The sequence below is a fragment of the Coriobacteriia bacterium genome (assembly GCA_014859305.1).
In the GTDB taxonomy this organism is placed as follows: domain Bacteria; phylum Actinomycetota; class Coriobacteriia; order Anaerosomatales; family Kmv31; genus Kmv31.
Window position 1 is genome coordinate 1 of the sequence record JACUUM010000045.1, and the last position, 19,566, is coordinate 19,566.

Sequence of the window (19,566 nt, forward strand, 5' to 3'; positions counted from 1 at the left end):
GCGGCGGGAAGTGCGGTGGGCCCGGGAGCGGAAGCCCAAGCAGCCATCGGCAAGGGGGGTCCCGAAGTGAGCAGGCAGGACGTGTGGCGAGCGGCGTTGCCCGTCCTGCTGGCCGGACTGGCCGGCGTGGTGGCGCTCGCCGGCTGCCAGCCGGCGGATACCGGGCGGGAGGAGCCCCCGGCGGGCTCCGAGGAGGCGGCGCCGTCGCGCGATGCGACCCCTTCCGAGGAGGCCACGCCGGAAGAGCGGACCGAGACGGGCTCCGTCGGCGAAGCCGTGTCCGCGGGGTCGCTCACGCTCACCGTGCGGGAAGCGGAGTTCACAGGCGGGTCCGAGGGCGTCACGCCCCGGGAGGGCCGGCTGCTCGAGGTGGAGATAGACGTGACCAACGACGGGGATGCCGACAGCGCGGTGGTCACGGACGACTGGCTCCTCGAGGCCGGCGGCCGGCGCTACGCGCCGGTCCGGGTGGAGGAGCCCGAGAGGCGCGGCGAGCGGGCGGTCGGCGCGGGCGAGACCGAGGACGTCAAGGTCCTCTTCGACGTGCCCGATGAGGTGAGCTCCGGCGTGCTGGTGTTCAAGCCGGTGCATGCGACCGGCTCGGCGAGGGTAGGCGTGCCGTAGACCGCCGCGGCGGCGGGACGGACGACGGACGCAGGACGGCAGGCGGGAGCGACCGGTCTCCCGCGAAAGGGGGTCGCGGCGATGCACATGGTGGGCGGACACCACGGACCGCACGACCCGGGGACGCACCACGAGATCCCGGGGGAGCGCACCGGGAGGCCGTACGGGCGGGGCCAAGCGGTGGGCGAGCGGATCGGGCTTCACGCCGGCGCGGCGTCGGGCCGGTTGTGGGGCGCCGCGTTCGCCGGCGCCGGCGGGATGCTGATGGCGCTGGGCCTCACCCGGCGCTCGCCGCTGGCGCGGCTGCTGGGGGCGCTCGGCGGCGGGGCGCTCATCGGCGTCGGCGTGGCGGGCGGCTCGAGCGTGCGCGAGCTCGCCAGACGCGGCGCCGGCGGGCTGGCCGAGGGGTCGTGGATGTACCTGGAGGACTCGACGACGGTGGACCGGCCGATCACCGAGGTCTACCACTTCGCGCGCGACCTCGGGCACCTGCCCGACTTCATGCCGCACGTGAAGGACGTGCGCCAGTACGACAACGGGCGGATCGAGTGGACGGTCACGGGTCCGGCCGGGGTGCGGATGACGTGGACCGGCAGACTGGTGGAAGACCGGCCGCAGGAGTCGATCATGTGGCGCTCGGATCCCGACAACCCCTTCGACGAGGTCGGCGTCGTGCGCTTCGAGAAGGTCTCGGCGGACGTCACCGAGGTGATCATGAGCGTGCGGTACAGGCCGCACGGCGGGAAGGCCGGCGTGCTGGCCGCCAAAGTCCTGGAGGGTATGACCGAGGGCTACCTCCGGGGCCAGCTGCGCGGCTTCAAGCGCGCGGCCGAGGAGCGGATCGTGGGAGCGACGGTGTAGAGGAGGAGACGACATGGTGATGGACGCCGGCATGGCCATCGACCGCTTGAAGAGCCTTGCGCACCTGGACATCGACGCGGTGGGCGTGTACGAGGAGGTCCTCGAGCGCGTCGACGACGAGCAGGTGCGCCGGAGCTTCGAGACGTTCAAGGACGACCACGCACGGCACGCGGACCGGCTCTCCCGGGCGATCGCCGACCTCGGCGGCACTCCGCCGGAGCGCAAACCGGACCTGGCGGGCCGGCTCGCGGAGTGGTTTGGCTCGCTTCGCGCCATGATCGGCAGCGAGGGACCCGTCAAGGCGATGCACACCGCCGAGCAGTACCACGTCAAGCGCTACACCGAAGCGCTCGGCTGGGACCTGCCCGGCGACCTGCCCGGCATCGTGGAGTCCTTCTACGACGACGAGCGCAGGCACCTCGCGTTCACCGAGGAGCGTCTGAAGGCCGCGGCCCCGTCCTAGGGGCCTTCGGGGTCCGGCGACTCCGGCGCCGTCCGGCCGACCGTGATCCTCACGGTCGTGCCGGGCTCGACCTCCCTGCCCGGCAGGGGGTCCTGCGAGATGACGACGTCGTCGGCGTCGTTGGGCACGTAGGTCACCTGGACCGACAACCCCGCCTTGCGCAGTTCGTCTGTGGCCTTGGCCTCCGTCTTCTGCCGCACCTCGGGCACCTTCACGAGCTGCTTGCCCCTGGAGACCGTGATGGTCACCGTGGCGCCCGCGTCCACGAGCGAGTTGGCCGAGGGCGTCTGCGAGATGACCTGGCCCTGGCGGACCGTGTCGTGGTACTCCCCCTGGACCCTCACCCGGAAACCTTCGGCCTCCAGAGCCCGGCGCGCGTCCGCCGAGGAGCGGCCCGTGACGTCCGGGACGCGCTTGGTCTCGACGCCGCGGGATACGACGAGCGTGACCGTGTCGCCCTTGTTCGTGGTCACGCCGCCCTCCGGGACGGTCCGTATCACGTGGTCGGCGTCCACGCTGCTGCTGTGCTCGCGTTGCGTGCGGACGCGGAAGCCCAGCCGCTGGAGCTCGGCCTCGGCGTCGGCCTCGGCCGCTCCGGTCAGGTCCGGGACCTCGACCTGTTCGCGGCCCCTGCTGACCACGAGGTCCACCGCCCGTCCGCGCTCCACGAGCTCGTCCGGCCCGGGGTCCTGACCGAGCACGGTCCCCGGCTCGGCCTCGTCGTCGAAGTCCGTCTCGACGTCGCCGGTCGTCAGCCCGGCCTCGCGCAGCGTGGCCACGGCCTCGTCCTCGGTCATGCCGATGACGCGCGGCACGGGCACGCGGCCCTCGAACAGCCCGAGCCCGTATGCGCCGCCGAGCGCGAGCGCGAGGAGCGCGAGCGCTGCGACGACCCAGGGCCAGACGCGGCGCCGGGACGCCACGGGCCGGACGCGCTCGCCAACCACGGCAGCCGGCGGACCGACCTGCGGGAGCACCGAGGTCCGGTCGGTCATCACGGCGGTGACGGGAGCCACGGCCTCGCCGGCGATCACGCGCTTGAGGTCGGCGCGCATCTCCTCGGCGGAGGCGTGACGCTCCGCGGGGTCCTTGCGCATCGAGCGCAGGATGACCGCCTCCAGCGCCGGCGGGATCGCGGGCTCGATGGCGCGCGGCGGTACAGGCTCCTCGTTGACCTGCTTCAGGGCGACGGCCACCGGCGTGTCCGCGTCGAAGGGCAGCCGTCCTGTCGTGAGCTCGTACAGCACGACGCCGAGCGAGTACAGGTCCGACGCCGGTCCGAGCGGGCGGCCCTGGGCCTGCTCGGGGGAGACGTAGTGCGCGGTGCCCAGCACCGAGCCCGTCTGCGTCATGGTGGTGTTCCCGGCGCGCGCGATGCCGAAGTCCATCACCTTGATCGTGCCGTCGGGCGTGAGCACGATGTTGTGCGGCTTGATGTCGCGATGGATGATGTCGTAGCCGTGAGCCACCGCGAGCGCGGAGCAGACCTGCACGCCCCACTCGGCGACCTTCATCGGGTCCTGGGCGCCGCGCTCCACGACCAGCGACTTCAAGTCGATGCCGCGGACGTACTCCATCACGATGTAGTGCGTGTCGCCCTCGCGGCCCCAGTCGTAGATGTTCACGATGTTGGGGTGCGAGAGGTTGGCGGCGGACTGCGCCTCCTGCCGGAACCGCGCGACGAAGTTCTCCTCGGCGGCGTAGCGGGGGTGGAGCACCTTGACCGCCACGGTCCTGCCGAGGACCTCGTCGACCGCCTTGTAGACCTCGGCCATGCCGCCGGAGCCGATCCTCTCGGTCACCCGGTACCTGCGGCCGAACACCATGTCTTCCACGCGTACCCCTTACTCGTGCCTATTCAGCGTATTCTAGCGGAACCCGCCCGTAGGACTCGCGCGTGAGCACCCTCACGCGGCGGTTGTCCGGGTGGTGGAAGCCGAGGAGGCGCTCCAGGCCGAGGGTCTCGAAGGCGACCCTGACACTCGGCACCGCCCCCTCCGTAGCGAGTCCCTTGCCCCAGTGCGCACGCGCGAGCATCCACCCGATCTCGACCTCTTCGGCCATCCCGGCCATCCAGTCCGGATGCTGGAGGCCGACCCATCCCGCGAGCCGCCCGGTCCGAAGCGGCTCGACGGCCCAGAAGCCGAAGCCGTAGCGCTCCCACTGCTCCCGGCGGCGGGCGAACACCGCGTCCGCTTCCCGGTCCGACAGGGGGCGCCCCCGGATGTAGCGCATGAGCTCCGGGTCGGCCAGGAGGCGCGCCAGGGGCTCCCCGTCCTCGTCACGCCACTGCCGGAGCAGGAGCCGCTCCGTGCGGACCTCGAACGGCGCGCTCACGACGCGATCCCGCTGAGACGGCGGCGTCGGGCGAGCGCGTCGGCCGCGCGCGCCGCCACCGCAGTCCCGAGTCCCGCCGCCGCACCCAGGGGGGGAGCGAGCGCCAGCAGGACGAACTCGGCGATGCCCGTGCCGCCCAGGAGCCGCTGCAGCAGCAGCGCGACGCCGAACGCGGCAGAGACCACCGAGAGCGCGGCCAGGCCCGCCGCCGGAGAGCCGCCCGCCGCGAAGGCGCGGTAGGTGCCGTAGGCGGCGAGGGGCAGGAAGGGCAGGGAGTACAGGGCCCAGGCCTCCGACCCGGCCGGCGCCGCGCGCAGCGCCGAGAGCGCGGCCCACACGAACGGCCCGCCGAGCAGCGCCGTGGCCACCAGGCCCGCGGAGAGCGCCGCGACCTCGCGGGAGAACGGGCGCGTCCCGGTGATCAGCAGGCCGGGGATCGCTCCGGGCAGCGCGAGCAGGAACACCATCGCGAGCTGCCCGAGGAGGCTCTCGGGCGAGGCGAGGCCGGCCACGTTCACCCACAGGGCCGCCGTGAACGCCCACAGAGCGCCGGTCACCGCCGCGAGCAGAGCGAGCCCGAGAGCCTCGAGCCTCCTCATCGCCGCGCCCCCAGCGCCGCCTGCAGCAGGGGCCTCGCCGCCGGTGCCGCGACCCGCCCGCCGACGCCGGCGTTCTCGAGCACGATCGCCACCGCCACGGTGGGCTCCTCGGCGGGCGCGAAGGCGACGAACCACGCGTGCGTCTCCACGCTCTTGCCCGCCTCGGCGGTGCCGGTCTTGCCGGCGACCCGCACGCCGGGGACCGCCGCGCGCGTCCCGGAGCCCGCCTCCACGACGCGCACCATCATGTCCCGCATCGTCCCGGCGGTGACCGCGTCCGTCGCCGTCTTCCAGGGCCGCTCCCGCGTGCCGCCCACGGTGCGGCCGGCCTCGTCGGCGATGCGTTCGACGAGGTGCGGGCGCATCACGACGCCGTCGTTGCCCAGCCCGGCCGCCACCAGCGCCATCTGCAGGGGCGTGACCTGCGGCCCGGGCGGGCTGTCGTGCTCGCCCACCGGCTGGCCGACGCCGGCCCACGCCGTCTCCCAGGTCGTCATCTCGCCCGCCTCGGGCATCAGCGACGCGCTGGCGGCGACCTCGATAGGGGGCTCGTCGCCGAACCCGAACGCGCGCGCCTGGCCGACGAGGGCTCCGGCACCCAGGTCGACCGCCAGCTGGGCGAACACGGTGTTGACCGAGGACGCGAGCGCGCGCGTGAGGGGGATGCGTCCGTAGGAGCCGCCCTCGAAGTTGGTCACCGGCGCGCCCCCTATCTCGATACGCCCCGGGCCCGCGTACTGCGTCTCGGGCGTGGCGACGCCGCCGGCGAGCGCGCCGGTGAGGGTGACGACCTTGAACGTCGACCCCGGCGGGTAGAGGCTGCGCGAGGCGCGGTCGTACAGCGGGGAGCTCTCCGCCGACGAGAGCTCCTCCCAGCGCTCCGTGACGGCTCCGGGGTCGTACGCCGGACTCGATGCGAGCGCGAGCACCGCGCCGGTGCGCGGGTCGATCGCCACCGCGGCGCCCCGGCGGTCCCCCAGCGCCTCCTCGGCGGCGCGCTGCACCCGGGAGTCGATGGTGAGCACCACGTCGTTGCCGGGCACGGGCAGCCCCGCGGCGGCCTCGACCACGTCCCGCAGGTCCGAGAACGCCCGCCGCCCGTAGAGCGCCTCGTCGAGGGCGGCCTCCACGCCCGCGCGCCCGTACCTCGGGCTGAAGTAGCCGACCACGTGCGCGGCCAGCCGGCCGGCGGGGTAGACGCGGCGGTAGTGATCGCCGTCCGGGACCGATTCGGCCAGCACGACCCCGTCGGCGGTCAGGATCGCCCCGCGGGGCTGCCGGGCCTCCTCGGCGAGGTAGCGCGTGTTGGCGGGGTGCGCCGCGAGCGCGGGTGCCGCGACGACCTGGATGTAGGTGAGGTTGACCACGAGCGCCACGATCAGTGCCGCCACGCCGAGCGCGACGCCCCTGACCCGCCCCGCGAGCGACGTCCGGCCCAGCACGCCGCTCGCGCCGGCGGCCAGCACCTCGGCGTCCTCGGCCGAGGCGTCGCCGGCGCGCATGAGCAGCCCGAGCGCGATGAAGTTCGCCAGCACCGAGGAGCCCCCGTAGCTCACGAACGGCAGCGTGATCCCGGTGAGCGGGATGAGCCGCGTGACGCCGCCGACGATCACGAATGTCTGCAGCGCGAACGTGGCGACCAGTCCGATGGCGGTGAAGGCGACCACGTCCGAGCGCGCCCGGGCGGCGGTGGCCAGCCCGCGCAGGCAGAAGACCAGGTACCCGGCGAGCAGCGCGACGGCGCCCAGCAGACCTATCTCCTCGCCGATCGCCGCGAAGACGAAGTCGGTCTCCACGAACGGGATCCGCGTGGGCAGGCCCTTGCCGACTCCCACGCCGGCCATGCCGCCCGCGGCCATCGCGAACAGGGATTGCACGAGCTGGTACCCCCGGCCCGCCGCGTCGGCGAACGGGTCGAGCCAGATCGCGACGCGGTCGCGCACGTGGCCGAAGAGGTTGTAGGCGCCGGCCGCACCCACCGCGAACAGCGCGAGGCCCACCACCACGTATCCGGGACGTCCCGTCGCCGCGTACACCATCACGAGGAAGACGCCGAAGAACAGCAGGCTCGAGCCCAGGTCCCGCTCGAACACGAGCACGACCAGCGAGACAGCCCACATGGCCAGCAGCGGGCCGAGCCGGCGAGCGGGAGGGAGCCACAGCCCGGCGACGCGCCGTGTGGACACGGACAGCACCTCGCGGTTCTCCGCGAGGTAGGCGGCCAGGAACAGCACGATCAGCACCTTGGCGACCTCGGCGGGCTGGAAAGAGAAGCCGCCGAGGCGCAACCACAGCCTTGCGCCGTTGACCTCGACGCCGACCAGAGCCGGCAGCAGCAGCAGCGCGATGCCGGCCAGCGCCAGAGTGTACTTGTAGCGCGCGAGGCGTTCCAGCGAGGGTACGGCGGCCAGCGTGAGGCCGCAGGCGATCGCGCCGCCGGTCATCCACAGCGTCTGGCTGGCGGCCAGGTCCGGGTCGAGTCTGGTGACGAAGGCCAGTCCGACGCCGGAGAGCACCGCCGTCACCGGCAGCAGCACGGGATCGGCGCCCGGCGCCAGGAAGCGCGCGACGGCGTGCACCGCCAGAAGCGCCGCGAACAGCGCCGCCGGGGCGGCGAAGTCGACCGCCTCCAGCGTACCGTCGGCCCCCCGCGCCAGCGCGAAGGCGAGCGCCACGACGGGCGCGGCGGCGAGCAGCAGCAGGAGCTCGGTATCGCGCCGGGACCTCATCGCTAGCGCGTCCGCCGCTCGCCCGGGTCCCGCACGGGGGACGCGGTCCGCGACGCTTCCTCGGCCTGCTCGCGGTACTGGACCAGCAGCGCCCGGCCCGTCTCCACGTCCTCCACCCGTATGCCCCGCACCAGCCTCGTCTGGGTCACGGCGGGCAGGGCGTCGACGGGGATCGTCGTCTCCTCGGCGGGCCAGGACAGACGCACGCCCGCGAACTCGCCGGGCACGCCGCGGTACAGCGCGACCCGGCCCTCCTCGGCCACCACGTAGGCGCGTTCGCGGGCGTAGCGGTAGGCCCCGTACGCACCGCCTGCCACGATCCCGGCCGCGAGCAGCACGAACGCGCCGCGGGCGGCCCATCGCCGGAGGCCTCCTGCGCGCGCGGGGTCCGCGGCGGCCGCCGAGGACAGTTCGACGATCACGACGGAGATGTTGTCGTGTCCGCCGGCGGCGTTGGCCGCGTCCACGAGCGCGCGCGCCCCAGCGTCGGCATCGGGCGCGGAGCCGAGCACCATCGCGATCTCGTCGTCGGCCAGCATCGCGGTCAGGCCGTCGGAGCAGATGAGCAGGCGGTCGCCCTCGTCCGCGGTCACCTCGGCCACGTCGGCGTGCATGTTGGGGTCGGAGCCGAGCGCGCGCGTGATGACGCTGCGGTTGGGGTGGTACCGCGACTCCTCCTCGCTCAACGTGCCCTGGCGCACCATGTCGGCGACCATCGAGTGGTCCTGGCTGATGCGCTCGAGGACGCCGTCGCCGTGCAACAGGTAGGCCCGGCTGTCCCCGACGTGCGCGAGGGCGATGCGCAGGCCTTCGACCATGACGGCCGTCAGCGTCGTGCCCATGCCGGCGCGCCCGCGCCCGCTCTCGGCGGCCTCGATCACCGCGGCGTTGGCGGCGCGGACGGCGCGGCCCAGCGCCTTGGGGTCGGCGCGGCGCGGCGCCTGCCGGTGCAGCGTCTCGACGGCGATCCGGCTGGCCACCTCGCCCGCCTGGTGCCCGCCCAGGCCGTCCGCCACGGCGTACAGCGGAGGGGCGACCAGGATGGCGTCCTCGTTGATCGGGCGGATGCGCCCGGTGTTCGTCAATCCCGCGTGGGCCTTCGTCACGACCGCTCCAGCCTGAGCTCGACGGTACCGAGCCCGATCAGGTCGCCGGGCTTGAGGGGTACAGAGCGAGTAACGCGCCGACCGTTGAGAAGGGTGCCGTTCGTGGAGCCGAGGTCCTCCAGGACGGCCCCTCCGCCGCCGGCCAGCACCACCCGGGCGTGCTTGGAGGAGACGAAGTCGTCCGCGATGACGATATCGGCCTCCGGCGACCGGCCGACGACGACGGGCCCCTTCAGCGGCACCTTCACGCCCCTGAGCTCGGCCGGCCCGCGTGTGACGGCGAGCGCGAGGCCGCCGACCCGCGCCGGCGCCGCCGACGGGCCGCCGACGAGCCCCAGGCCCGCGCGGACCGCCGCGAACAGGAACAGGTACATGAGCGCGAGGAAGACGAGCTTCCCGAACAGCAGGATGATGTCGACCATACGCCCGTGGTCCTCCCGGCCGCCGCGGTGCTAGACCGTCGGCTCGTGGTAGACGAGCTTGGTCACGCCGATCTGGATGACGTCCCCGTCGCGCAGGCGGCTCCGCGGGGAGCGCACGCCGTTGACGAAGGTGCCGTTGGTGGAGCCGAGGTCCTCGATCGCCCATCCCTCGCCGTCCCGCACGAACGCCGCGTGCTTCCGCGACGCGTTCGCGTCGGCGAGGCAGATGCCGCACTCCCCGAGCCTGCCGACGACGACGCGCTCGCTGCGGAGCACCACGTCGTGGTCGACACCGCCGATCGTCACGGTCGACATCCTGCTCAAGGAGGGACGCGATCCCTGCGCGGAGGCCGTGGGGCGTAGGCCCGAGCCCGCCGCCTCGGCCGGCGGCGCCATCTCGGCCGCCACTCGGAAACGCCCCATCTTGAGGTCGTCGTGGACCACGAACCCGACCTCGGGCCGGCCGGCGAGCTCGTAGTCGCGCTCGTCGGCGTGGGCCACGAGGTAGGTGGCGAGCTCGCCGCCGAGCGTGGACTCGAAGGCCGACAGCTTCCTGTCATCCTCGGGAGAGAGCGCCACGGTGAAGCAGGTCGGAGCGTAGACCTTACCGACGCCGACCGCCCGGCCGTCGTCCATCGCGCGCGCCAGAGCCTTGGCGATCTCGGCGGGCTGGACCGGAGAGCGGAAGGCGCCGGAGAAGAAGCCCTCGACGGCGTGGGCGACACGGTCCTCGAACTCCGAGAGGATGCTCATGCGGCGGCTTCCTGCGGGCGGGCGGTTCGGTCAGCGTGCGCGTCCCAGCCCGAGCGGCTCCTCCTCCGGCCGAGCCGGGGGCCCGGCGGCTGCGACGAGCACGACCATTATAAGTGAGGCGGAGAGCTGCCGTAGCACCGTCTCGTCGGGCCACTCGAACCCCGCCGGCATCGCGGCCCAGATCGCGTAGGCGGCCCCCATGAGGACGCCGCCGAGCACCGCGCCCGCCCACGCACCTGTCCTCGTGGAGCGCGAGCACAGCAGCGAGGACGTGGCGCCGGCCGTCGCCCAGGCCGCCACCACCAGCAGCGGGCCGGGGTCGGCGACGAGCGCGCCCAGCGGCGCGGCGCCGAGCGTGCCGACGGGATCGGCGAGCAGCGAAGGCGGGACGCGCAGAAGCGGGGGCGTCCCGCCGGAGGCCGCCGAGACCGACATCACGGCGACGGCCGAGGCCGCCGAGGAGGCGGCGGCCGCCAGCGGGGGGCTCGCGAAGCCTGCGAGCAGCGGCGCGGCCGGCCCGGCGCCGAGCGCGGCCATCGCGGGCGCGGCGAGGGTGAAGAGCGCCTGCGCGCTCCCGTCGCGCCCCAGCAGCCGCCACCACGCCCCGCCGAGGAGCACCACGGTCGCGCTCGCGAGCCACGACACGGTGCCGAGGCCCGCCGCGAGGCACGCGAGGCCGAGCGCGAGCCCCAGGCCGGGAGCGAGAGCGCCGGCGAGCGCGACGAGCGCGGCAGCCGCCGCCGCGGCGGTGGACGGGAGCGGCAGCGCAGTGAGCCCGCCCCAGGCGAGCCATCCTCCCAGCAGCGCCGCCGCCGCGCGGCGCGCCCCCCCGGAGTAGCGAGCCAGCACGTCCCACGCTCCCGCCGCGCCCTCCTCGGCGGGTTCCTCCTCGGCGAGGAGGGCGTCCACGGCGCTGGCGAGGGACCCGCTGCCGGCCGCGGCGTCGCCCAGCCAGGGCGCGAGGCGCGCGGTGAGCTCGGAGACGTCGTCGAAGCGGTCCTCGGGCGCCGGAGCCAGCGCCGTCAGCAGCGCCTCGTCGATGGCCGGCGGGACGCGCGGCTCGAACTCCGAGGGTGCGGGCACCGGCGCGATCTCGGCCTTGAAGACCGCCCCTTCCAGCGACTCGGAAGCAAGCGGCGCGGCGGAGGTGAGCGCCTCGTACAGGGTCGCCGCGAACGCCCACTCGTCGGCGCGGTCGTCGAGCTCGCCTCCGCGCAGCTGCTCGGGGGGCATGAAGCCCAGCGTGCCGCCGGTCGGCGAGGCGGAGCCGGCCAAGCCCGTGAGCTGCGCGACGCCGAAGTCCGCGACCTTCACGCGCCCGTCGCGCGAGAGGAGCACGTTCTCGGGCTTGAGGTCCAGGTGCAGCACGCCGTTCTCGTGGGCGAAGCGCAGGGCGGAGCCGAGCGCGAGCGCCACGGCGGCGGCCTCGTCCAGGTCGAGTGGGGCACCGCGCGCTTCGAGCAGGTCGGCGAGCGAGACGCCGTCCACGTGCTCCATGATCAGGAACGCCTCGTCGGCGTCGGTGTCCCACTCGTGCACGGTCACGATGTGCGGGTGGTTGAGCATCGCCGCGGTGCGCGCCTCGGCCAGGCCCGCCTGCCGCGAGGGGCGCCCCGTCCCGTCCACGGGCAGGCGCAGGCGCTTGATCGCGACCCTGCGGGCCATCTTGGTGTCGTAGGCGAGCACGACCTCGCCGTGCCCGCCGGAGCCGAGCTCGGCGAGAGGCCGGTACCTGCCGAGGACCAGCGACTGTTCCACGCGCCCATCATATCGCGCGCTCTCGGCTCAGTGCGCCAAGGATCCCCGCAGCGCTGTCCATGGTCCTGAGGCGTCCATCCGCCTTGTCCCTGCTGGCACGAGGTGCTATCCTACCGCCCTGCCACGTGCGGGTGTGGCGGAATGGCAGACGCGCATGGTTCAGGTCCATGTGGGGGCGACCCCGTGAAGGTTCAACTCCTTTCACCCGCACCACCGAGTCCAAGAGCGGCCTCTCCGGCGACGGCGGGGCCGCTTTCGTTCGCCCGCGCGAGTTCGTCCCGCGCGACCTGCCGCGGTTTGTAACGATCGGCACGAACTGCTAGCTTCGGATGCGCATCCGTTGGCGGGCGAAGGGCCTGCAGACCAGGCCGTCGCCCAGGGGAAAGGGTGAGACGATGGGTCAACTCGAAGGCAAGGTCGCGATCATCACCGGAGCCGGCTCGGGGATGGGCCGTGCGATGGCGGTCCGCTTCGGCAAGGAAGGCGCGAAGGTCGTCGCCGTCGACTACGCGGGCGAATCCGCCGAGGAGACCTGCGGCTTGGTGCGGGGGCCCGGGTGCGAGGCCGTCGCCGTGCGCGGCGACATCTCCGACCCGGCCGACATCGACGCCGCGATGCAGGCTGCGATCGGCGGGTTCGGCAGGCTCGACATCCTGTGCAACAACGCCGGCATCATCGACATGGCCGGCCTGATGGACACCGACTGGGACTACTGGGACCGCGTCCTGCGGATCAACCTCAAGGGCGTGGCGATGTTCTCCCAGAAGGCGGTCCCCGAGATGCTCAAGCAGGGGAAGGGCTCGATCGTCAACACCGCGTCGATAGCCGGTCTCGTCGGCGGCGCGGGCGGGCTCTCCTACACGGCGTCGAAGCACGGCGTCGTGGGCATCACGAAGTCGATGGCGATCGAACTCTCGCCGCAGGGGATCAGGGTCAACGCGATATGCCCCGGCGCCGTCACCACGGGCATGACGACCGACTTCCAGGGGGTGCCCGGGTTCGTGGAGGGCAACGCGATCCCGCGCTGGGGCACCGCCGACGAGATCGCGAACATGGCGCTGTTCCTCGCGTCCGACGAGTCGAGCTTCATCACGGGTGCGGCGTACCCCGTCGACGGCGGCTGGGTCGCCAAGTGATCGCGAGCGTACGCGGGCGATCCGAGGGTACGCGGGCCGAGATGCCGAGGGCTCCCGTCGCCGGGAGCCCTCTCTCTCGCCCTCGGCGGGCTACCGTCCCTCGACCGCAACGAGCGTGACCTCGAAGGTGAGGTCCTCGCCCGCGAGCGGGTGGTTGAAGTCGAGCACGACCTCCTCGTCCTCGATCTCGGCCACCTGGGCCATGACCTGCCGGCCGTCCCGGGACGTGAGCTGGACCTGCCACCCGACCTCGGGCTCCGTCTGGAACGCGTCCTTGGGGACCGGCTGGGTCGCGCTCTCCACCCGCTCACCGTAGGCTTCCTGAGCGGGGATCGTGAAGGTGGCGGACTCCCCGGGCCGCAGCGACGAGACGTGCGACTCGAACCCCGGGATCACCTGGCCCTCGCCCAGCTTGAACTCGAGCGGGTCGCGCCCCTTGCTGCTGTCGAACTCCGTTCCGTCGGAAAGCGTCCCGCGGTAGTGGACCCGTACCGTTTCGCCGGATTCCGGTGCCATGACTGCCTCCTTCGGGCTCGGCTTGTACGGCACACTCTATCGCAGCCCGTCGGGGCCGGACCACGCTTCGTTGTACCCGCCCCGTCGGCATCTCTCGCGTCACCCGTCCCTCTCGTGCCGAGGAGCGCTAGAATCTCATCGTGGTGCCTCGGGCCCACCGGGGCCGGAAGGGAGCCGACGATGACGCAGCCCGCGATCCAAGTCGAGGACCTGCGGTACAGCTACGGAGACCTCGAGGCGGTCAAAGGCATCAGCTTCGACGTGGCGCCCGGCGAGATCCTCGGCTTCCTCGGTCCGAACGGCGCCGGCAAGTCCACCACGATCAAGATGCTCACCGGCCAACTCAAGCCCAAGGGCGGGCGCGCGCGGATCCTGGGCGCAGACACGGGCCGGGACACCCCCGAGGTCCAGGCGCGCATCGGCGTGGTGTTCGAGGAGAAGAACCTGTACCTGAACATGTCCGGCGCGGAGAACCTGCGCTTCTTCGGCAGCCTGTTCGGCGTGAGGCCCGACGTCGACGGGCTGCTGCGCAGGGTGGGGTTGGCGGAGCGGGGGCGCGACCGCGTGGGCGGGTACTCCAAGGGCATGCGGCAGCGCCTGATGGTCGCGCGCGCGCTGGTCAACGAGCCCGAGGTGCTCTTCCTCGACGAGCCCACCGACGGGTTGGATCCGGTGTCGTCCAAAGCCATCCGCAACCTCATCAAGCAGCAGGCCGAGCGGGGCGTGGCCGTGCTGCTGACCACGCACGACATGTGGGAGGCCGACGAGCTCTCGGACCGCGTGGCCTTCCTGAACGAGGGCGTCGTCTACGCTCTGGACACACCCGAGAATCTGAAGCTGGCGTACGGCGAGCGCGCCGTGAAGGTGCGCGTGCGCACCGACGGCGGGATCCGCGAGCAGGTCGTGGCGCTGGACGCCCCGGATGCGGGCGAGCGGTTGATGGCCGCGGTCGGCGCGGAGGGCCTGATGACCATCCACACCGAGGAGGCCACCCTCGAGGCGATCTTCATCCAGATGACAGGACGGGGGCTCGAGGGATGACGGCTCTCGGCTCCCGCGCCCGGGTCGTCGCGACGATCCTCGGCAAGGACGTGCGCGCCTACACCCGGGACCGGCTGTGGGTGCTCCTCACCACGTTCGGCCTCGTCATGTTCGTGGCCGTCTTCTACCTCATGCCCACGACCGTGGACGAGACGATCACGGTGGGCGTCTACCCGGCTGCGCTCGCCGAGGCGCTGACCGGGATGGGGGAGGACGGCGCCGAGGAGCCCGAAGGCCTCGACGTCGTCGCGTTCGACACGGTCGAGGATCTCCGTGACGTGGTGTCCGGCGAGCGGCCGCCGCCGGGCGACATCGCGGAGATCGCCGTCGGGCTGGCGTTCCCGCCGGACTTCGTCGAGCGGACCTCGGCCGGCGAGCGCACCACGGTCGAGGTGTACGTGGAGGCCGGCGTGCCTTCCGAGATACGCGGGGCCATGACGAGCGCGATCCGCGAGATCGCCTACTTGCTCCAGGCGACGGCCGCGGGGCAGGACCCCGAGGCCGCGATCCCGGTGCGGCTGCCGGAGGAGGAGACGATCATCCTCGGCGAGGACCGCGCGGGGCGGCAGGTGTCGCTGCGCGAGCGGATGCGCCCGATGCTCGCGTACTTCGTGCTGATGATGGAGTCCATGGCGCTGGCCTCCCTCGTCGCGATCGAGGTGGAGCAGCGGACCGTCACGGCGCTGCTCGTCACCCCGGCTCGGGTGGGTGACGTGCTCGCCGCCAAGACGATACTCGGCACTCTGCTGGCGTTCGGCCAGGCGCTCATCCTGCTGGCCGTCACCCGCTCGCTCATCGGCCAGTGGTGGCTGCTGCTGACCGCGACGCTCTTGGGAGCGGTGATAGCCACCGCGGTCGCGCTCATCTCGGGGTCTGCGGGCCGCGACTTCATGGGCACGCTGTTCCTGGGCGTCGTGTTCCTCATCCCGCTCGCGCTGCCCGCGTTCACGATCCTGTTCCCCGGCTCGGCTCCGCTGTGGATACGCGCCGTGCCGACCTACGGCGTCTTCCAGACCATGGTGGGTGTGACGGCCTACCGCGAGACGTGGACGGAGCTGTGGCGGCATCTGGCCGGCGCGGTCGCCTGGGCGGCGGCCCTGCTCGCGGTCGGGCTCGTCGTGCTCAGGAGGAAGGTGCAGACGCTATGAGCCTTCGCCTGATGCTGCCGTGATGGCAAAGGACGTACGCCTCGGGCCGCGGTCGGCGATCTTCATGTGGGCCGTCCTTCTGCCCGTGATGCTGACGTTCCTGGTGCAGGTGGCCTTCGCCAGCCTCTTCGAGCCGGTGCCGAGGCTGGGCATCGTGGACCAGGGCGATTCCGAGGTCGCCGCTCAGGCCCGCCGGCTCGAGGGCATCCGCGTCACGATGCTCGACGACCCCGAGGAGCTCATGCGGCAGGTCGAGGCCAACGACCAGGACGCGGGGATCGTGCTGCAGGCCGGCTTCGACGAGGCCGTGCGCGCCGGCGAGCGCCCCGAGTTGCGCTTCCACATCAGCGGCGAGAGCCTCGCGTCCAACCGCGGGATCCTGTCGGTGACCGCTCTGGACCTGGTGCGCGAGGTGGAGGGCAGGGCGGCGCCGGTCGAGGTCGAGATCGTCGACCTCGGAGAGGAGTCCCTGCCCATCGCCACCCGGCTGGTGCCGGTGATCGTCATGTACGCGCTGATAATGGCCGGCGTCTTCCTCACCGCGTTCGCCGTGGTGGAGGAGCGGGAGCGCGGGACGCTGGACGCCCTGCTCGTCACGCCGGTTCGCCTCTCGGAGGTCCTGGCGGCCAAGGCCGCGGTCGGCTTCGCGGTGGCGGTGGTGATGTCGGTCGTGACGCTCGCGCTCAACGACGCTCTGGGCGCCTCGCCGGGCGCGCTGCTGCTCGGCATCGGCATCGCCGCGGCGGTCTCGGCGCTCATCGGGCTGGTCTTCGCGACCGCCTCCAAGGACACCCAGACGCTCTTCGGCCTGGTGAAGGGGACCGGCTTCCTCATCTTCGGGCCGGTGATCTTCTACATCTTCCCCGACTGGCCGCAATGGATCGCGCGGCTGTTCCCCACGTTCTGGGTGATCGACCCCATCTACCGCATCGCCATCCAGGGGGCCGGCCTCGCGGACGTGTGGGCCGAGATGGCCGCGGCTGTCGGGATCGGGTTGGTGCTGCTCGGGGTCGTGAGGCTGCTCGCGCGGCGTATGCAGGAGCGACTGGCCGTGAGCTAGGCTAGGGCTGCGCGTCCTCGCCGCCGCCCTCTCCCGCGCCACCCTCGCCGCCATCCTCGGGCACGGTGATGTCCGTGTCGCCGTTCCCGTCCTGCCGCGGCGCTTCCTGCCGCTGCTCGATGTCGATGTCCGTGCGGCCGCCTCCGCCCTGGAAGGCGCCCGAGCGCCACAGCCAGAACGCTCCGGCGGCCAGCAGCAACACGATGATGAGCACCACCACCCAGGCGAACGGGCTCGTCCGTTCGCGCTCGACGACGACCATGGCGCGCCTCCTTCATCGGTGCGGCCGGCTGACGGGGGTAGTCCACTTCTACCCTCGATCAGGCACGTTCTCACTGGTCGGGCCTTCCTGCGGCGTCGCTGCCGTCGGTCGCGCATCTCACCGCAGGTGAACGGCGAGTTCTCGAGAAGTTGACGGCCGGCGAGGACCCGCTCCTTGGCACCGGCGTCGCTTGCGCCTTGCCCCGTCGCCGCACCATGGGCGGCGAGCGATGCCGGTGCGAACGAGGCGAGGAAAGGGGCTCTCCGACCGATGAAGCGCGAGGTGGCGCGAGAGCGTTTCGAGAGGGCGCTGGTGGGATTCGGGCTCGTGTCCCCCACGGCCACGGCGCCCCAGCTCTACAAGATCTGGGTGCTGAAGCATGCCGCGGGGCTGAGCGCGGTCACGCTCAGCGCCGCGCTGTTCATGTCGCTCATGTGGACGACGTACGGCGTGCTGGAGGGTCGCAAGGCGCTCTGGGGCATCAACGCGATGTGGGTCGCGCTGAACGGCGTGACCCTGGCGGGGGTGCTGGTGTACGGCTGAGGCGCGGGCGAGGAGGACTGCGGTGGCCGAGGACGGGAGCCGGCGGCGGGTGCGTGCGGGCGAGGGTGACGCGGGACCGATCCTGACCTCGGCGGAGGTCGAGGCCTTCCGCGAGGAGGTGCGCGACGTCTACCGCGAGTATGGGCGCGACCTGCCGTGGCGTCGTACGCGCGACCCTTACGCCGTCCTCGTCTCCGAGGTGATGCTGCAGCAGACGCAGGTCCCGCGTGTGGAGCGCAAGTGGCCCGATTTCATGTCCGCCTTCCCGGACGTGCGCGCCCTGGCCGCCGCGCCGCTGTCCGAGGTGCTGAAGGTCTGGCGCGGGATGGGGTACGACCGGCGTGCCGTGCATCTGAAGCGGATGGCCGAGACCGTCGTGGCCGAGCACGGCGGCGAGCTGCCGCGCACGCTGGAGGGCCTGCTGGCGCTGCCCGGGGTCGGGCCGGCGACGGCGGGCGCGGTCGCCGCGTTCGCCTACGGCGAGCCCCACCCCTACGTCGAGACCAACATCCGGGCGGTCTACCTGCACCGCTTCTTCGGCGATCGCTGCGACGTGCCCGACCGCGAGCTGATGTCCCTCGTCGAGGCCACCCTCGACCGCGACGACCCGCGCGAGTGGTACTACGCGCTGATGGACTACGGCGCGCATCTGAAGCGCACCACGCCCAACCCCTGCCGGCGAAGCGCGCACCACGCGCCTCAGGCGCCGTTGGCGGGTTCGCGGCGGCAGGCGCGCGCGAGGCTCCTGCGCGCCGTGCTGGACGAGCCGGGCGGCACCACGGAGCGCTACGCCGCGCTCGCCGGCGTCGCCGCCGGAGACGCCGAGGAGCTCCTCGGCAGGCTGCGGGACGAGGGGTTCCTTGCCGCCGAGGACGGCCGGTGGGCGGTCGCCTGAGACCGGTGCCTCGCTCCCGGTGTGCCGGCCCGACAGCAGCCGCCGACGCGCCACGGGTGACGCCCGTCACTGGGGGGCCGTCCGTCCGCCGCCGCTAATCATCGCAGGTCACAGCACCGATAATACATGTAGGGACTCTGACGAAACGTCATCTGGGCAGGGGTCCCGGCGCCGGATGAGCCATGGCCGGCGGGCGCCGGAGAAGTTCAGCTGGCCGTGGGTCCAGGCCCGTGCGTTAAGCGGCGCGGGCCTGGACGTGTCGACGATCCGGCGCCGCCCCGGTCCGGGGGGCCGCTACTCGCCGTCTTCCCGCTCGGTCCCCCCGCCCCCCTCGCGGGACAACTCGCGCCGGGCCTCCTCGCTAAGCAGCCGCTCGGCCTCGTCGTAGGGCATCCCCGTACGCAGCGCGATCTCCGCGACGTCGTCGTGCTCTGGTCGCACCCGGCCGCCCGCCGTCTTCACCCTGACCTCGCCGAGGGAGGTGCGCACGGCCCTGGACTCCCGGGCCTCGACGCGTCGCCGCACGTGCCCGACCCGCACGCCCAGCGTCCCGGTCTCGCGCGCGAGCAGCGCGGCCAGGGCCGCCGCCTCCCCGGAGCGTGCCAGCGCCGCCAGCACGGCACCCAGGCGGCCCTTCTTCATCGCGGCCGGGGTCTGCCAGACATCGAGTGCTCCCGCGTCCCGCAGCCTCTCGGCGGCGTACGCCAGGTGCTCGGCGCTGATGTGGTCGACGTTGGTCTCGAGCAGGACGACGCGCTCTTCCGACGGTTGCGGCTCCTCTTCGGCGTCGCCGAGCAGGAGCACCGCGACGTTGGGGGCCGCGATCTCGCGCGATCCCAGTCCGTATCCCGCCGCCAGCAGCGTCATCGGCGGGACCGGCCCGAAGCCGGCGGTCAAGGCGCGCAACAGCGCGGCGCCGGTGGGCGTGGTGAGCTCGCCGCCGGCCTCGCCGGCGACGACGGGGATCCCCGCGAGCAGGCGGGCGGTAGCCGGGGCGGGCACCGGCAGCGTGCCGTGGGCGCAGGCGACGCTCCCGGAGCCCAGCGCGACGGGCGAGCTCGTGACCCGCTCGACGCCCAGGGCATGCAGGCCCGCGCACACGCCCACCACGTCAACGATCGAGTCCGCGGCGCCGACCTCGTGGAAGCGTACCTCGTCGATCCCTACGCCGTGCGCTCCGGCCTCCGCCTCGGCCAGCCCGCCGAACGCGCGCGACGCGGCGTCGCGGACCGGCGAGGGCAGCGGCGCGGACTCGAGCACCGCGCGGACCTCGCGCCAGGAGCGTTGCGGCTGAGCGCCCCGCGCCTCCACCA

Annotated in this window: 20 protein-coding genes and 1 tRNA gene; 10 read left to right on the forward strand and 11 right to left on the reverse strand. The window is 73.1% G+C overall.

The features are described from left to right. The first annotated feature begins 66 nt into the window (after window positions 1-66). From IBX62_08770 to IBX62_08780, 3 genes are all read left to right on the forward strand, one after another. The gene (locus tag IBX62_08770) at window positions 67-624 is read left to right on the forward strand and encodes a DUF4352 domain-containing protein (protein MBE0477174.1); all 558 of its coding nucleotides are present in this window, start codon (window positions 67-69) and stop codon (window positions 622-624) included. Window positions 625-705: 81 nt separating this feature from the next. Beyond that, window positions 706-1,485 (forward strand): SRPBCC family protein, encoded by a 780-nt coding sequence (locus tag IBX62_08775; protein MBE0477175.1) that lies wholly within the window; start codon window positions 706-708, stop codon window positions 1,483-1,485. Between the two features lie 13 nt (window positions 1,486-1,498). Next, window positions 1,499-1,948: a ferritin-like domain-containing protein gene (locus IBX62_08780; GenBank protein ID MBE0477176.1), complete on the forward strand. Its 450-nt coding sequence runs from the start codon at window positions 1,499-1,501 to the stop codon at window positions 1,946-1,948. On the opposite strand, the gene pknB is transcribed toward IBX62_08780, so the two are convergent. From pknB to IBX62_08820, 8 genes are read right to left on the reverse strand one after another with little or no spacing between them, the layout of a single operon-like run. Next, window positions 1,945-3,783 carry a Stk1 family PASTA domain-containing Ser/Thr kinase gene (gene pknB / locus IBX62_08785; protein ID MBE0477177.1) on the reverse strand — a complete coding sequence of 613 codons (1,839 nt, stop codon included), beginning with the start codon at window positions 3,781-3,783 and terminating at the stop codon, window positions 1,945-1,947. The genes IBX62_08780 and pknB overlap by 4 nt on opposite strands. A gap of 19 nt (window positions 3,784-3,802) precedes the next feature. Beyond that, window positions 3,803-4,285 (reverse strand): GNAT family N-acetyltransferase, encoded by a 483-nt coding sequence (locus IBX62_08790; GenBank protein MBE0477178.1) that lies wholly within the window; start codon window positions 4,283-4,285, stop codon window positions 3,803-3,805. Continuing rightward, entirely contained in the window at window positions 4,282-4,884 is a 603-nt protein-coding gene (locus IBX62_08795; protein ID MBE0477179.1) for a hypothetical protein, read from the reverse strand. The genes IBX62_08790 and IBX62_08795 overlap by 4 nt, the downstream gene beginning before the upstream one ends. Next, complete coding sequence (locus IBX62_08800; protein ID MBE0477180.1) at window positions 4,881-7,613, reverse strand: FtsW/RodA/SpoVE family cell cycle protein; 2,733 nt, start codon at window positions 7,611-7,613, stop codon at window positions 4,881-4,883. Before IBX62_08800 ends, IBX62_08795 begins: the two co-directional genes overlap by 4 nt. Before the next feature lie 2 nt (window positions 7,614-7,615). Then, window positions 7,616-8,719, reverse strand: a complete 1,104-nt coding sequence (locus tag IBX62_08805) for a Stp1/IreP family PP2C-type Ser/Thr phosphatase (GenBank protein ID MBE0477181.1) — start codon at window positions 8,717-8,719, stop codon at window positions 7,616-7,618. Next, window positions 8,716-9,141 carry an FHA domain-containing protein gene (locus IBX62_08810; protein ID MBE0477182.1) on the reverse strand — a complete coding sequence of 142 codons (426 nt, stop codon included), beginning with the start codon at window positions 9,139-9,141 and terminating at the stop codon, window positions 8,716-8,718. Before IBX62_08810 ends, IBX62_08805 begins: the two co-directional genes overlap by 4 nt. 30 nt (window positions 9,142-9,171) lie before the next feature. Continuing rightward, complete coding sequence (locus tag IBX62_08815) at window positions 9,172-9,894, reverse strand: DUF3662 domain-containing protein (GenBank protein ID MBE0477183.1); 723 nt, start codon at window positions 9,892-9,894, stop codon at window positions 9,172-9,174. 30 nt (window positions 9,895-9,924) lie between these two features. After that, on the reverse strand, window positions 9,925-11,652 hold the full coding sequence (locus IBX62_08820) for a serine/threonine protein kinase (protein MBE0477184.1): 1,728 nt from the start codon (window positions 11,650-11,652) through the stop codon (window positions 9,925-9,927). Window positions 11,653-11,779: 127 nt separating this feature from the next. On the opposite strand from IBX62_08820, the gene IBX62_08825 reads away from it, so the two are divergent. Next, window positions 11,780-11,865 (forward strand) — tRNA-Leu (locus IBX62_08825). Between the two features lie 182 nt (window positions 11,866-12,047). Next, on the forward strand, window positions 12,048-12,788 hold the full coding sequence (locus tag IBX62_08830; GenBank protein ID MBE0477185.1) for a glucose 1-dehydrogenase: 741 nt from the start codon (window positions 12,048-12,050) through the stop codon (window positions 12,786-12,788). 90 nt (window positions 12,789-12,878) lie between these two features. Here IBX62_08830 and IBX62_08835 read toward each other — a convergent pair whose 3' ends face one another. Continuing rightward, a complete protein-coding gene (locus IBX62_08835; protein ID MBE0477186.1) occupies window positions 12,879-13,304 on the reverse strand; it encodes a peptidylprolyl isomerase in 426 nt (141 codons plus the stop codon). A gap of 180 nt (window positions 13,305-13,484) precedes the next feature. Here IBX62_08835 and IBX62_08840 point away from each other — a divergent pair, with 180 nt between their 5' ends. From IBX62_08840 to IBX62_08850, 3 genes are read left to right on the forward strand one after another with little or no spacing between them, the layout of a single operon-like run. Next, window positions 13,485-14,345, forward strand: coding sequence for an ABC transporter ATP-binding protein (locus IBX62_08840; GenBank protein MBE0477187.1), 861 nt, complete (start codon window positions 13,485-13,487; stop codon window positions 14,343-14,345). After that, window positions 14,342-15,493 (forward strand): ABC transporter permease, encoded by a 1,152-nt coding sequence (locus tag IBX62_08845; GenBank protein ID MBE0477188.1) that lies wholly within the window; start codon window positions 14,342-14,344, stop codon window positions 15,491-15,493. The genes IBX62_08840 and IBX62_08845 overlap by 4 nt, the downstream gene beginning before the upstream one ends. 22 nt (window positions 15,494-15,515) lie before the next feature. Next, complete coding sequence (locus IBX62_08850) at window positions 15,516-16,553, forward strand: ABC transporter permease (protein MBE0477189.1); 1,038 nt, start codon at window positions 15,516-15,518, stop codon at window positions 16,551-16,553. Between the two features lies 1 nt (window position 16,554). Here IBX62_08850 and IBX62_08855 read toward each other — a convergent pair whose 3' ends face one another. Further along, window positions 16,555-16,815, reverse strand: coding sequence for a hypothetical protein (locus IBX62_08855; protein MBE0477190.1), 261 nt, complete (start codon window positions 16,813-16,815; stop codon window positions 16,555-16,557). 270 nt (window positions 16,816-17,085) lie between these two features. Here IBX62_08855 and IBX62_08860 point away from each other — a divergent pair, with 270 nt between their 5' ends. Further along, the gene (locus tag IBX62_08860) at window positions 17,086-17,358 is read left to right on the forward strand and encodes a hypothetical protein (GenBank protein ID MBE0477191.1); all 273 of its coding nucleotides are present in this window, start codon (window positions 17,086-17,088) and stop codon (window positions 17,356-17,358) included. A gap of 202 nt (window positions 17,359-17,560) precedes the next feature. Continuing rightward, window positions 17,561-18,253, forward strand: coding sequence for an A/G-specific adenine glycosylase (locus IBX62_08865; GenBank protein MBE0477192.1), 693 nt, complete (start codon window positions 17,561-17,563; stop codon window positions 18,251-18,253). Window positions 18,254-18,547: 294 nt separating this feature from the next. Here IBX62_08865 and larC read toward each other — a convergent pair. Beyond that, window positions 18,548-19,566 (reverse strand): nickel pincer cofactor biosynthesis protein LarC (gene larC, locus IBX62_08870; GenBank protein ID MBE0477193.1); only part of this gene is annotated, 1,019 nt, incomplete at its 5' end.

Excerpts from the sequence above, each read along its gene's own strand:
- IBX62_08775 (MBE0477175.1), top strand. The coding sequence starts at position 706 with ATGCACATGGTGGGCGGACACCACGGACCGCACGACCCGGGGACGCAC.
- IBX62_08780 (MBE0477176.1), top strand. The coding sequence starts at position 1,499 with ATGGTGATGGACGCCGGCATGGCCATCGACCGCTTGAAGAGCCTTGCG.
- IBX62_08795 (MBE0477179.1), bottom strand. The coding sequence starts at position 4,884 with ATGAGGAGGCTCGAGGCTCTCGGGCTCGCTCTGCTCGCGGCGGTGACC.
- IBX62_08800 (MBE0477180.1), bottom strand. The coding sequence starts at position 7,613 with ATGAGGTCCCGGCGCGATACCGAGCTCCTGCTGCTGCTCGCCGCCGCG.
- IBX62_08810 (MBE0477182.1), bottom strand. The coding sequence starts at position 9,141 with ATGGTCGACATCATCCTGCTGTTCGGGAAGCTCGTCTTCCTCGCGCTC.
- IBX62_08815 (MBE0477183.1), bottom strand. The coding sequence starts at position 9,894 with ATGAGCATCCTCTCGGAGTTCGAGGACCGTGTCGCCCACGCCGTCGAG.
- IBX62_08830 (MBE0477185.1), top strand. The coding sequence starts at position 12,048 with ATGGGTCAACTCGAAGGCAAGGTCGCGATCATCACCGGAGCCGGCTCG.
- IBX62_08835 (MBE0477186.1), bottom strand. The coding sequence starts at position 13,304 with ATGGCACCGGAATCCGGCGAAACGGTACGGGTCCACTACCGCGGGACG.
- IBX62_08840 (MBE0477187.1), top strand. The coding sequence starts at position 13,485 with ATGACGCAGCCCGCGATCCAAGTCGAGGACCTGCGGTACAGCTACGGA.
- IBX62_08845 (MBE0477188.1), top strand. The coding sequence starts at position 14,342 with ATGACGGCTCTCGGCTCCCGCGCCCGGGTCGTCGCGACGATCCTCGGC.
- IBX62_08850 (MBE0477189.1), top strand. The coding sequence starts at position 15,516 with ATGGCAAAGGACGTACGCCTCGGGCCGCGGTCGGCGATCTTCATGTGG.
- IBX62_08855 (MBE0477190.1), bottom strand. The coding sequence starts at position 16,815 with ATGGTCGTCGTCGAGCGCGAACGGACGAGCCCGTTCGCCTGGGTGGTG.
- IBX62_08860 (MBE0477191.1), top strand. The coding sequence starts at position 17,086 with ATGAAGCGCGAGGTGGCGCGAGAGCGTTTCGAGAGGGCGCTGGTGGGA.
- IBX62_08865 (MBE0477192.1), top strand. The coding sequence starts at position 17,561 with ATGCTGCAGCAGACGCAGGTCCCGCGTGTGGAGCGCAAGTGGCCCGAT.